This window comes from Aeromonas sp. PI_26, from assembly GCF_027854445.1.
Lineage (GTDB): Bacteria > Pseudomonadota > Gammaproteobacteria > Enterobacterales > Aeromonadaceae > Aeromonas > Aeromonas veronii.
In genome coordinates this window covers 87,322-99,224 of sequence record NZ_JAJNOE010000001.1, presented here as the reverse complement: position 1 = coordinate 99,224, position 11,903 = coordinate 87,322, and the positions used below count along the sequence as shown (strand labels likewise).

Genomic DNA, 11,903 nt, shown 5'->3' with positions numbered 1-11,903 from the left:
TAACACCATTGATATTAAGAGCAACGTTGAAAAACCTCATCAAACAACACAGCGAAACGATCACTCCATCTGGGCACTCTTGCTTTCATATGGTCATGCGCGAAAAATAATGTCCCGCTAGGTATAGAATAATGACAATTGCTTTTATTTATAATCTCTCTATGATGCCAAACCATTTCGCCAAAGTTAGTCGAGAGAATAGGTATTTCTGCAAGCGCATATTCGTAGTATTTTACTGGATCAACAAACCGGGTAATCTCGTTGATAACAAAAGGGATGATTGCCACATCAAATTTCGAGATTTCTGACATGACTTGACTATGAGGTATGGCACCTTTCAAAATAACATTTTTTGGCAAACATGTCGGGAGTCTGCTCTTGACAGGGCCAAATAGATGAACAGATGATGTTGGATTTAAATTGGCTAGCTCTATTACCCATTTCCAATCAAACCAACTAGCAATCGTTCCAATGTAACCAAAAACATGCCCCTGACTTTTGTCAACATCTTGCTCTTTAGTTACCCCATCAGCACAGGCATTTAAAACTAGCAACTTTTTATCATGAATAAACTTGTCATATAACTCATGGCTAGAACACATTATGATATCAACCTCTTTGATGAGATTAGCTTCCATTAGAGCCATGTGTGTTCTAGATAGGCCATGATAAAAAGATGGAAAGTCATCCATAGCATCATAACAGGAGAAGTCCCAGCCTCTTGCCTTGAGTAAGGCAAGAGAAAGGCGACATGGCTTACCTATAACAATACCAGCCTTTTCCGTTCCGACAAACTCAAGAATTGAGTTAATCAACTTATTAATACGACTACCATTGAAGAAATCAAATAATATTTCAATAGGTTCTAAAGGCATTAAAGAACCAGCCGAAACAATCTGCACATGATCTATGTTTGCAAGACCTGATGGTTCCGGGGCATGGCGCCCCGGAAGAAGATCTCCAAAATTAGGAAATCGGCTTGGATATGGTTCAACCCATAGTAACTCATCAACTCCATACTTAACTGCCATTTTCGCAAAAAAGTGTGGACGTTGATTTATACTACTCCAAGGTACAGGTGATATATATACCAGTCTCATATTTGCTTGCTATTAAAGTAATTTCTTACTATCTCTACAATGCGCTTACTAGCATTACCATCACCATAAGGCGATGCACCAATAGCCATCTTATCGTATGAAACTTTATCGGATAGTAACTGAGATGCCTCACGAACAATATCTATTGTCTCTGTACCGATTAATCTGACAACCCCCTCTGTTACGGCTTCAGGACGCTCTGTGTCACGACGCAAAACCAGTACAGGCTTACCAAGCGCCGGAGCTTCCTCTTGAACGCCACCTGAATCAGTAAGAATAAGATATGCGGACTTCATCGCCGTCACAAATGGACCATAGTCAAATGGCGAAACTAGCTGTATACGCTCATGGCCACGCAGATAACGGTCAGTAACCTCACGGACATTCGGGTTGGGATGCACAGGGAAAAGCACATAAATATCTTCGTGCTTTTCTATTAACTCCAAAATCGCCTTACAAATATTTACTATTGGTTGACCAAAGTTCTCTCTTCGATGAGATGTTACTAATACAATTCGCTTATCTTTAGGGATCTCGATACCAAGATTAAAGTCCGTCTTGGCTGTTTCTAGAAGTGCATCAATAACTGTATTTCCAGTTACAGTAATCTGCTCTTGTGAAATTCCCTCACGAAGCAGATTTTCTCTGGAAACGGAAGTTGGTGCAAAATGCAAGCATGCCAAGTGGCCAGCTAGAACTCGATTTGCCTCTTCAGGGAAAGGAGAATATAGATCATGAGTTCTTAGCCCAGCCTCTAGATGTGCAAATGGTATCTTTTTGTAAAAGCATGCAAGAGCGGTAACAAACACTGTTGTTGTATCACCCTGAGCTATAACCATGTCGGGCTTTGCCTCATCCAGCGTTTTATCTATGCTCAACATTAGACGTGATGTCAGCTCTGGTAGCGTTTGTCCCGGAGTCATCACATTAAGGTCATAGTCCGCTTGAATATTGAATAGGGCAAATGCTTGATCTAACAAATCACGATGCTGAGCCGTTGCCAGAACAATAACATCAAAGTCATCAGCTTTCTGTAACGCTTTAACCACTGGGGCCATCTTAATGGCCTCTGGCCGAGTTCCAACAACGCACATTATTTTTTTCATACATGCTCCAATTACATAATTTCTTGCCAATCTAACATAAACTTATCAGATGAGAATGTATTCCTCAGTAAGAGCATTTTCTCGTATGCCTGAATGTAATTATCAGCTACTGATGCTAATTTTAAACTCAAGTCTGTGCTATCCCCTAAATTATAAGTAAATTCATCAGAGTAATCTCCGACTAACTCTTTATGGGCATCAATATCGGATAACACTACAGGTATCCCCATACAAATTGCTTCTGCTGCAGATAAACCAAAGGATTCACCAATAGAACATGAAACAAAAATACCTCTTGACTTGTGTATCGAAAAGAGTAACTTTTCACTTTTCGAAAAATTTATCTCTGGCAATATAATCACACGCCCCTCAAGCCCTCTATAAGATATTTCACTAAAAATATCAATATCTGCACCAAGAGGTCCACATAAAATCATAAAGTATTCATCTCTTCTCTCTTGATTGAATTTGCAAAAAGCATCCAAAGCCTCAAGTGGATTCTTGTGTTTATCAAGTCTAGAAAAGAATAATATTGGCTTTAAATTATAGCCACAAAAAATATTTTCATTAATTTTATAACTCGTTACATCAACTATATCCCAAGGTACGAAATTTTGCACCGTTAATATTTTATGTTTATTTTCTCTATTTACAGATAAAAAATCTGCTAATTTACTCTTGAAAAGAACTGAAGGAACAATGATCCCACAACATGATATTGGTAGTCTGGTAAGATAATCCCAGCCATACTTATAAGTAGTATGACATTCTACATAATATTTTATTCTATTTCTATCACAAAAATCTATTGCCGCCTCGAAATCTATACAAAATACACAGTCGTAATTTCCATCTCTAAGAGCAGACAAATCAGTGACCTTAGCATTACACAAGGAAGATAATCCATAGTCATCTATAACCTTGTTCAAGGGTGCCAATCCACCAGAATCATGAGTAAATATAATATCAATACAGTTAACAGCTATTTTTTTATTTCTTGAAAATGCAAGTGCTCGATTAATAAGAACTCTTTCAACACCACCAAATGTAGCCCAGGGATATATAAAGGCAATTTTATTCATGGTCATATAGACGCCCTATCTTTTTATTTTTCGATATTTTCCCCATATACTCAAATCTAGCATGCCATGAGGTTTTAAGTAAGAATGCATTTATGTCTTTTTTATTAACTCTAAGTTTAAGCTCATCTATGTTAACTTGTTCAAGTTGTTCTTTATCAACAACAACCGTATTTGGATATGATGACAAATGTTCTATGCCAGTAACAATTACATCAAGACCAAAAAACAAATATTCATATATTTTTATCGGATCAACAGCTTGTGACAATTTTCCTTTCTTAAATGGGATGAGACCAATGGACCAATGCTTAATATGCTTATGCAGATCCTTTGGATAAACCTTCCCATGGAAAAATATATTGCTATGCTTTTCGATCTCGTTATAAATATAATCAGGCTCGCCATAGCCAATAATATGAATTTCATATTCTTTATTATCTAACGCCAATCTAAATATAAAATCCCAATCAAACCATGCATCTGTGAGATGGCCTACGTAACCAATTTTCTTTGCATTTCTATCAGCAATGAACCTATTATCACCAAGTACCACCTCAGAATATCCATTACCAAGAACATCTATATCTGCTCTAATGAATGAAAATTTCTCTTTCAAAGAAGGTGCAACACAAAATACGCTATCAGCCGATAGGAGTATTCCTTCCTCTATCTCTTTTTTATACCAAGGAGCTTGGCCTGCAAGATTAAATTCCTCCCACTCATCCATTATGTCATATACAATAGAGAAGTTTTTTCTGCGTAAAATATATAAAACGTCGAGAAATATTTTTGCTGGCATAGTAATCAAAAATATTGCTTCACCAAAATAATAATTTATATTTTTTACAGCGTTCGTAAACTCATACAACGGAACCTGATATACCTTGTCATAAACTAGACCACACCCTTTACTAAGTTTTTCATGGGGAGACCATTGCCAGGCAACAAATAACACCGTGAATCCTAGAGCTGAAAACTCTTTCGCTGCATTAATAGGTCTCTGATTTACAAGCTCATCAAACTCAAATCCACAAGGAACAATTAATAGTTTAGAACTTTTTTTAGCCGCCAATAACCAATCTGGCTCACATAGAGAGCATTCTTCTGTCGTGACATCTTTATGTAGGTTAATATTTGATACATTGCTAAGTAATTTTTTTTGGACATACCGATGCCTATGTCCATCCAGCTTCAGCCTTAACCATTCAGGTAAAGACCAATACATGTTTTTTATGGCTACATATCTTTTGTTTTTATCAAACAACCACTTTACATTTAAAAATAAGGATTTCATTCTATTTATCTTTATGGATTTACTTTTAACATTAGAATGTTCTAAATAAGAGTAAAAAGTCGTCAATGAAGCTTCGATTCTAGATAGCTTCTCTGCCATGTCCTCATTATGTAATTTATTAGTGACATTAACATCATGAAATCGTTGTGACATAGTCTCTTCGAGGTCATGGATTCGCTGGTATAAGTGATCAATATTTCTACGAGTTGCGTACGTATATATCCCACCTAAAAAAATAGGTGAGGATATATACGACTCATCACTAGCGTTAGTCAAATTACTTGATTGCAGATAATAATACAATGAATACAACACTTCTGGCGCGGTAGTATCAACCTGATCTAGTTTAGCAAAATATAATGGTAATACTTCATTTACATCATAATTACAGACTTCAATTCCATCTAAAACTTTTATATTAGTTAAAGCACGTTCAAAATCCTCTTCCTCTACCGTACGTAACGATCGTCCTGAAAAGTTACAAGTTTTAGCTTTTTCAAAAAGAGCGTTATCAACAATACCTTTGACACCATCGTAACCGACCAAAACAGCTGGCATCCCAGCTATTATGCCCTCTAAAAGGGCTCTACCCATACCAGCCACACCAAAATATTTTTCAAAAAGCTCTGATGGTTTCGCAACGTCACCAATAATATTAACCCATAAAAAACCATGAGATTTTATATAATCAATTAATTCCTCTAAAACAGGTCCATTACCAATGATGTCGACCTCATAAATTTTATTAGACTTAGATGCTAATTCTATAAAATGTATGATACCTGGTAACTTTTGAGCATCAATACGGCTCACGACTACCCATTTTTGTTTTGAGACATGAGCTATATTTTTATTATTCCTGCCAATATTATTTAATTCATGAAAATCAAAAAAATTAGGTAATATCATTCCATCTCTTCTAAAAAACGGCTCTGATATGAACTTCATTTCCTCGGATACATATAAAGTTAAGTCAACAGAACATCCTATTATATACCTTAGAAGATCGTTATATGGTGCTCCAGAAAAGGATGTTATTGTGCTTGGTCCATGCACAGTTAAAACTAGTTTCTTGTTCTCTAATTTTGCAGCGAATACAGACGGAATTATACTACCAAATGGGTGGGCATGTACCACATCAATATTTTGCTCTCGAATGATATTTCTTAACTCATCAATTGTTTTAAGTAATTCAGCCAAAGAATTGTCATGTGAAAGTTTTAGACCACTGTAATATTTATCAATTGATGCGTGAACTACCTTGCTTTCATTCGATTCCCCTGTAGCCAAATATAGCTTACAATCTTTTCCATGTAGCCAAGATGACATTGTATCTATATATGTTTCCACACCACCATGTTTATAGCTTTCACTAACCATTAATATTCTGTACATACTTCCTCTTTATTATGAAATTTTCAGAGAAACGTTAACGGGCAATGCTGCTATTCCCGACATGGTGGTTTTACCATGAAAAACCTTCATAATTAAAACATCAGTTTTTTTATCTAAATATCTCATATCAGCATGACTGATTGACTCCGCTATTGCTAACGTTACAAAGTATGTTCCCTCACATAAATTTAAATTTAAAGCAAACTTGGCTATTGCTTTTTCACCCGCTCGCAGGTTATGGATGTTCATGTTATGATACAAAGTACTTGTTCCAAACACTGATACACCTTCGATAGTTCTAATTAGTATGCCAGCTTGCAACTCATTAATATTCCCTAGAGAAGAGATTTCAAACTCTACACTTGCGACTTCACCGACACGATAAACCTCGCAGGGATTACCATTAGTATCGTAACATCCCCACTTAGTTATAAGCGCATCATTACTGGATGATTCATTATTATAATCAGAAATATCATCATTAATAACTGGCTCTTCTGGAACATTGGCGACATCGGATGAGGATATTTCATTTGGCAATAGCGAATTCAAATATCTAGCATATGTTTTTTCATCTGAGTAAAGTAATGCATGGTATTGATCGACAATTTCCTTTGCTGCTCCGATACCCTCAACATTACCTTTATTCAGCAAAACTGCTCTCTGACAGAATTTCTCTACAGTAGATGTTGAATGTGTAACTAACAATATTGAGCACCCATTTTCACGTAATGACTCTATATACTCAAAACATTTTCTTTGAAATTTTTCATCCCCTACTGCAAGAGCCTCATCTACTATTAGTACATCGGGCTTAATGCAGGCTTGTACAGCAAATGCTAACCTCACAGCCATACCACTAGAATATGTTTTAACGGGTTGATCAATATGATCACCGATATCTGCAAATGATTCAATTTCAGAAAATTTACCCTTCATTTGCTCATGAGTAAAACCTAAAATAGAACCATTTAGATATACATTTTCACGCCCGGTAAATTCAGGATTGAATCCAGAACCTAGTTCAAGTAATGCAGCTAGACGACCATTAACATTTACATCACCATCAGTTGGATTTAATGTGCCAGCAATGATTTGTAGCAATGTACTTTTACCACTTCCATTTCGACCCAATATACCAACTGTTTCTCCCTTATTGACTTCAAATGTAATATTTTTTAATGCTAGAAACTCTTTATGCTTTTCGCTTTTAATAGAAAAAAGACTTAACAGTCTTTCAAATGGACTTGAAAACATGTCATATTTTTTTGAAATATCTTTAACACTTATTGCTATGTTATTAGATGACATCAGCAAAGCCCTTCTTTGTAATCAAAAACCAAATATAACCAAATACCATAGTTAACAATGAAATTGCTGTGTATAAGAAAAACTCAAACATATTTAGTCCATTACCGAATATCATCAGATCCCTAGCTGACTCAACTATAAATGTAAGGGGACTTAGCTTCATAAAAACCTGATATGATTCTGGCAACATTGATACAGGATAAAATATAGGGGATAAATACATCAACACCATTACTGCAACACCAACAATCTGAGTTACATCTCTTACATATACAGAAAGTGAAGATAAAAACCATGACAAGCCTAGGACCATCATGGCAAAAGGAATGAATATCAATGGCACTAATATAAATGTCGCATGTGGCATACCAAAAAATATGATATAGAAAATAATCCACACAATGAGGCTAATAACAAAATGAAAGAAAGAAGATAGTAGAGATACTATAGGTAATATTTCTATTGGAAAAACTACTTTTTTAACGTAATTTACATTGGATGTAATTAAAGTTGGCGCTCTTGATATGCAATCAGAAAAAAGATTAAAAAATAGAAGACCACAAAATAAAACTAAAGCAAACTCCGTTTTAGAGCCTTCACCTCCAGACCACCTAGCTTGAAATATAACGCTAAAAACAAATGTATATACAGTCAACATCAATAGAGGAAATATAAATGACCACAGGACTCCGATCAAGGAACCTTTGTATTTAGATGCTATATCTCTTTTAGTTAATGATACAATAAGATTCCAGTTTTTAACAAACAAAAAAATAAACTTTAAAATTAAATCTTTCATCTTAAGATCCAAGGTAGAAATATGGTGCTATTTTGTCTTTATCCGAAATAATAGGGGTGTGCACGTCCCCCCAGTTAATATTTAGAGTTCTATCATCCCATCTAATGGCTCTCTCATATTTGGGGTTATAATAATTTGTTGCTTTATATAAAACTTCTGCTGTTTCTGTTCTAGTTATAAAGCCATGGGCAAACCCTTTAGGAATCCACAATTGCCGCTTATTCTCAGCTGATAGATGAACACCGACCCATTTTCCAAAGCTCGGTGAACTTTCACGAATATCCACTGCTACATCAAATACTTCTCCTACTACACATCGCACCAGCTTTCCCTGAGCGTGTGGAGATGATTGATAATGTAGTCCACGCAACACGTTTTTCGAGGATTTAGAATGATTATCTTGAACAAAAGTAACAGGATATCCTACTGCTTCTTCGAACAGCTTATGGTTGAAGCTCTCAAAGAAAAAGCCACGCTCATCACCAAATATTTTGGGCTCAAAAATAAGTACATCAGGGATCGCGGTCTCGATTACATTCATCTTCATATCCATATTTTATTTAGTTTATTTTGCAGGAATGGGTGTACACCCTTAACTCCAACTCATACTTTCGAAACCATCCTTAACAGGTATTGTCCATAAGCATTTTTCGCAAGTGGTGTCGCCAACGTTTTTACTTGCTCTGCATCAATGAATTTCTTGCGATAGGCGATCTCTTCCGGACAAGCGACTTTCAACCCCTGACGAGTCTCGATGGTCTGAATAAAGTTGCTCGCTTCAATCAGGCTTTCATGGGTACCGGTATCCAGCCAGGCATAACCACGGCCCATCATGGCCACCGACAGATTGCCTTGCTCCAGGTAGATACGGTTTACATCGGTAATTTCCAGCTCACCACGGGGCGACGGCTTCAGGCTCTTGGCGATCTCCACCACGCCGTTGTCGTAGAAATAGAGGCCGGTCACCGCATAGTTGCTCTTGGGCTGCAGTGGCTTCTCTTCCAGAGAGATAGCGGTACCCTCTTTATCAAATTCCACCACCCCATAACGCTCGGGGTCATGCACATGGTAGGCAAAGACGGTAGCGCCACTCTCTTTGGCCGCTGCCGCCGCCAACAGCTTCTGCAGGTCGTGGCCGTAGAAGATGTTGTCCCCCAGCACCAGCGCACAGGGATCTGAACCTATAAACTCTTCACCCAAAATAAAGGCTTGGGCCAACCCGTCCGGACTTGGCTGCACCTTGTATTGCAAGTTCAACCCCCACTGGCTGCCATCCCCCAGCAATTGCTCAAAGCGGGGGGTATCTTGCGGCGTGCTGATGATCAAGATCTCGCGAATACCCGCCAGCATCAGGATGCTTAACGGGTAGTAGATCATCGGCTTGTCATAGATAGGCAACAACTGCTTACTCACCGCCATAGTGACCGGATAGAGACGGGTGCCAGAGCCACCGGCCAGAATAATACCTTTACGTTTGGTCATGATGCTTGTTTCTTATTTTTAAATTGCAAAGAAAAGGGTGGCTTGCGGCCACACCTTCCTGTTTTATCCCTGCCAGCCAGGGAGGCAGTCACTACATCCCAGGCCAGTAATTTACTTACCGAGGATCTCGATCAACATCCGCTCCACACCGACGGTCCACTCCGGCAGCACCAGATCGAAGGTGCGCTGGAATTTACCAGTATCAAGGCGGGAGTTATGGGGGCGCTTGGCCGGGGTTGGGAAGGAGCTGGTCGGCACCGCATTGAGTTGCGTGACAGCCAGTTCAACCCCGGCTTCTCTGGCTTTGGCAAACACCAGCTGGGCGTAGTCAAACCAGGTTGTTGTACCAGAGGCAATCAGATGGTACAGCCCAGCGACCTCGGGTTTACTCTGCGCCACACGGATCGCATGGGCGGTGCAATCAGCCAGCAACTCGGCACCGGTCGGAGCGCCGAACTGGTCATTGATCACTGACATCTCGCTACGTTCTTTGCCAAAACGCAACATGGTCTTGGCAAAGTTGGCGCCACGAGCGGCGTAAACCCAGCTGGTGCGGAAGATCAGGTGACGGGAACAAAGCGCGGCCCCTTGCTCACCCGCCAGCTTGGTTTCGCCATAGACGTTGAGCGGGGCGGTTGCATCTGTTTCCACCCAGGGGCGCTCACCGCTGCCATCGAACACATAGTCGGTGGAGTAATGCACCAGCCAAGCACCCAATGCCTCCGCTTCTTTGGCTATCGCTGCCACGCTGGTGGCGTTAAGCAGCTCGGCAAACTCCCGCTCGCTTTCGGCCTTATCGACTGCGGTGTGGGCTGCGGCGTTGACAATCACATCCGGCTTGACCAGACGTACCGTTTCGGCCACCCCTGCCGGGTTGCTGAAATCGCCGCAATAGTCGGTGGAGTCAAAATCAACGGCGGTGATGCGGCCAAGCGGTGCGAGTGCGCGTTGCAGCTCCCAGCCTACCTGGCCATTTTTGCCAAACAGCAGAATATGCATCAGGCACGATCCCCATAATTCTGCTCAATCCAAGATTGGTAGGTACCACTCTTGACGTTGCTGACCCACTGCTGGTTATCCAGATACCACTGCACGGTTTTGCGAATACCTGACTCGAAAGTCTCCTCTGGCAGCCAATCAAGCTCACTGCTCATCTTGCTGGCATCGATGGCATAGCGGCGATCGTGACCGGGACGATCCGCTACATAGGTGATTTGATCGCGGTAAGAGCCCGCCTTCGGCACCATCTCGTCCAGCAGATCGCAGATGGTGTGGACCACCTCCAGATTCTGCTTCTCGTTGTGACCGCCGATGTTGTAGGTCTCACCGACCACGCCTGTGGTCGCCACCTTGTAGAGCGCACGCGCGTGATCTTCCACGTAGAGCCAGTCACGGATCTGGTCGCCCTTGCCATAGACAGGTAACGGCTTGCCATCCAGCGCGTTAAGAATTACCAGCGGGATCAGCTTCTCGGGGAAGTGGTACGGGCCGTAGTTGTTGGAGCAGTTGGTGACGATGGTCGGCAGACCGTAGGTGCGGCGCCAGGCGCGCACCAGATGGTCGCTGGAAGCCTTGGAGGCAGAATAGGGGCTGCTGGGGGCGTAGGGGGTGGTCTCGGTAAAGAGCGGCAGTGGTTCACCGATGGCTACTTCATCCGGATGGGGCAGATCCCCATACACCTCGTCGGTGGAGATATGGTGGAAGCGGAAGGCCGCCTTGCGCGCCTCATCCAGACCGTTCCAATAGGCTCGTGCCGCTTCCAGCAACATATAGGTGCCGACGATATTGGTCTCGATAAAGTCAGCCGGTCCTGTGATGGAGCGATCAACATGGCTCTCGGCGGCCAGGTGCATCACCGCATCCGGCTGGTGCTGGGCAAACACCCGATCCAGCTCGGCACGATTGCAGATATCCACCTGCTCAAACGCATAACGCTCGCTCGACGATACATCGGCCAAGGATTCCAAGTTTCCCGCATAGGTGAGTTTATCGAGATTGATGACTGCATCCTGAGTATCACGGATGATATGGCGCACCACGGCAGAGCCGATAAAACCAGCGCCACCGGTCACGAGGATTTTCATAAACATGTATCTCTTGCGAGGCGTTGATATGTGATAGGGGCGGACTGAAATGGAGTAAACGTTGAAGAACTGAAGCAATCTCTAAAATTCACTCAATATCCGAGAGCTGACATTTTAGACAAAGCAAAAGTTACATTGATGACAGGCAAACATCATGGCTACCGCCCCTGGGTTACAGCCCCCAGCTTGCTGCTTTTTACCATATTGTTCACGCCTTTGGTCATCATGCCTCCAGCATCGTTATGTATTG

At 41.0% G+C, this 11,903-nt stretch carries 10 protein-coding genes; all 10 read right to left on the bottom strand.

Annotated features, from left to right (window positions below; all coding sequences use genetic code 11):
• Positions 1–14: 14 nt before the first annotated feature.
• Positions 15–1,100 carry a glycosyl transferase gene (locus tag LRL22_RS00455; protein WP_270904441.1) on the bottom strand — a complete coding sequence of 362 codons (1,086 nt, stop codon included), beginning with the start codon at positions 1,098–1,100 and terminating at the stop codon, positions 15–17.
• Positions 1,097–2,206, bottom strand: coding sequence for a non-hydrolyzing UDP-N-acetylglucosamine 2-epimerase (gene wecB / locus LRL22_RS00450; RefSeq protein ID WP_201942251.1), 1,110 nt, complete (start codon positions 2,204–2,206; stop codon positions 1,097–1,099). Before wecB ends, LRL22_RS00455 begins: the two co-directional genes overlap by 4 nt.
• Before the next feature lie 11 nt (positions 2,207–2,217).
• Positions 2,218–3,294: a glycosyltransferase family 4 protein gene (locus tag LRL22_RS00445; protein WP_270904440.1), complete on the bottom strand. Its 1,077-nt coding sequence runs from the start codon at positions 3,292–3,294 to the stop codon at positions 2,218–2,220.
• Complete coding sequence (locus LRL22_RS00440; protein WP_270904439.1) at positions 3,281–5,977, bottom strand: glycosyltransferase family 4 protein; 2,697 nt, start codon at positions 5,975–5,977, stop codon at positions 3,281–3,283. Before LRL22_RS00440 ends, LRL22_RS00445 begins: the two co-directional genes overlap by 14 nt.
• Before the next feature lie 12 nt (positions 5,978–5,989).
• Positions 5,990–7,288, bottom strand: coding sequence for an ABC transporter ATP-binding protein (locus LRL22_RS00435; RefSeq protein ID WP_270904438.1), 1,299 nt, complete (start codon positions 7,286–7,288; stop codon positions 5,990–5,992).
• Entirely contained in the window at positions 7,278–8,087 is an 810-nt protein-coding gene (locus LRL22_RS00430) for an ABC transporter permease (RefSeq protein ID WP_201942262.1), read from the bottom strand. Before LRL22_RS00430 ends, LRL22_RS00435 begins: the two co-directional genes overlap by 11 nt.
• Before the next feature lies 1 nt (position 8,088).
• Positions 8,089–8,628 (bottom strand): dTDP-4-dehydrorhamnose 3,5-epimerase, encoded by a 540-nt coding sequence (rfbC, locus tag LRL22_RS00425; RefSeq protein ID WP_201942265.1) that lies wholly within the window; start codon positions 8,626–8,628, stop codon positions 8,089–8,091.
• Positions 8,629–8,690: 62 nt separating this feature from the next.
• Complete coding sequence (rfbA, locus tag LRL22_RS00420) at positions 8,691–9,569, bottom strand: glucose-1-phosphate thymidylyltransferase RfbA (RefSeq protein WP_270904437.1); 879 nt, start codon at positions 9,567–9,569, stop codon at positions 8,691–8,693.
• Positions 9,570–9,680: 111 nt separating this feature from the next.
• Positions 9,681–10,568: a dTDP-4-dehydrorhamnose reductase gene (rfbD, locus tag LRL22_RS00415; protein ID WP_270904436.1), complete on the bottom strand. Its 888-nt coding sequence runs from the start codon at positions 10,566–10,568 to the stop codon at positions 9,681–9,683.
• Entirely contained in the window at positions 10,568–11,653 is a 1,086-nt protein-coding gene (gene rfbB, locus LRL22_RS00410; protein ID WP_270904435.1) for a dTDP-glucose 4,6-dehydratase, read from the bottom strand. Before rfbB ends, rfbD begins: the two co-directional genes overlap by 1 nt.
• Positions 11,654–11,903 lie beyond the last annotated feature (250 nt).

What these genes read in the sequence shown, in the direction of transcription:
- rfbA (WP_270904437.1), bottom strand. Translation starts at nt 9,569, where the DNA reads ATGACCAAACGTAAAGGTATTATTCTGGCCGGTGGCTCTGGCACCCGT.
- rfbD (WP_270904436.1), bottom strand. Translation starts at nt 10,568, where the DNA reads ATGCATATTCTGCTGTTTGGCAAAAATGGCCAGGTAGGCTGGGAGCTG.
- wecB (WP_201942251.1), bottom strand. Translation starts at nt 2,206, where the DNA reads ATGAAAAAAATAATGTGCGTTGTTGGAACTCGGCCAGAGGCCATTAAG.
- LRL22_RS00455 (WP_270904441.1), bottom strand. Translation starts at nt 1,100, where the DNA reads ATGAGACTGGTATATATATCACCTGTACCTTGGAGTAGTATAAATCAA.
- LRL22_RS00435 (WP_270904438.1), bottom strand. Translation starts at nt 7,288, where the DNA reads ATGTCATCTAATAACATAGCAATAAGTGTTAAAGATATTTCAAAAAAA.
- LRL22_RS00440 (WP_270904439.1), bottom strand. Translation starts at nt 5,977, where the DNA reads ATGTACAGAATATTAATGGTTAGTGAAAGCTATAAACATGGTGGTGTG.
- rfbB (WP_270904435.1), bottom strand. Translation starts at nt 11,653, where the DNA reads ATGAAAATCCTCGTGACCGGTGGCGCTGGTTTTATCGGCTCTGCCGTG.
- rfbC (WP_201942265.1), bottom strand. Translation starts at nt 8,628, where the DNA reads ATGAATGTAATCGAGACCGCGATCCCTGATGTACTTATTTTTGAGCCC.
- LRL22_RS00430 (WP_201942262.1), bottom strand. Translation starts at nt 8,087, where the DNA reads ATGAAAGATTTAATTTTAAAGTTTATTTTTTTGTTTGTTAAAAACTGG.
- LRL22_RS00445 (WP_270904440.1), bottom strand. Translation starts at nt 3,294, where the DNA reads ATGACCATGAATAAAATTGCCTTTATATATCCCTGGGCTACATTTGGT.